This is a genomic window from Candidatus Jidaibacter acanthamoeba (assembly GCF_000815465.1).
Taxonomy (GTDB): Bacteria; Pseudomonadota; Alphaproteobacteria; order Rickettsiales; family Midichloriaceae; genus Jidaibacter; species Jidaibacter acanthamoebae.
Window position 1 is genome coordinate 1 of sequence record NZ_JSWE01000174.1, and the last position, 413, is coordinate 413.

Annotated in this window: 1 protein-coding gene; it reads left to right on the plus strand. The window is 31.7% G+C overall.

Features of this window, described 5'->3' with window-relative positions; all coding sequences use genetic code 11:
• Nucleotides 1-322, plus strand: a 322-nt coding sequence (locus tag NF27_RS08030) for a DDE-type integrase/transposase/recombinase (protein WP_152606882.1), incomplete at its 5' end; no start/stop codon positions are given.
• Between the last annotated feature and the right edge of the window lie 91 nt (nucleotides 323-413).

Below are 413 nucleotides of genomic sequence, written 5' to 3' on the forward strand. Positions count from 1 at the left end.
CCCAAGTACAATATACAGGTGGGTACAGCATTATGGCCCTAAAATACAAAAGAAAGTTTGTTACTTTCTCAAATCTATCAATTCTTCTTGGTACCTAGATGAGACTTATGTCAAGGTCAAAGGTAAGTGGCTATACTTGTACAGAACCATTGATAGTAACAAAAATACTATTGACTTCTACCTAAGCAAAACACGTAATCACAAAGCAGCTAAATTATTTTTAACTAAATTGCTCAATAAGAAAAATACTTATGAACCAAAAAGTATCACGGTAGATGCTAATCACTCATATACTTTAGCTTTTGCTACAAAAAGAAGGTAAGTTTGGTAATACAACTATGAGAAAGAACAAATATTTAAATAACATAATTGAGCAATATCACAGACGGGTAAAATGGAAAACCAAAGATGCT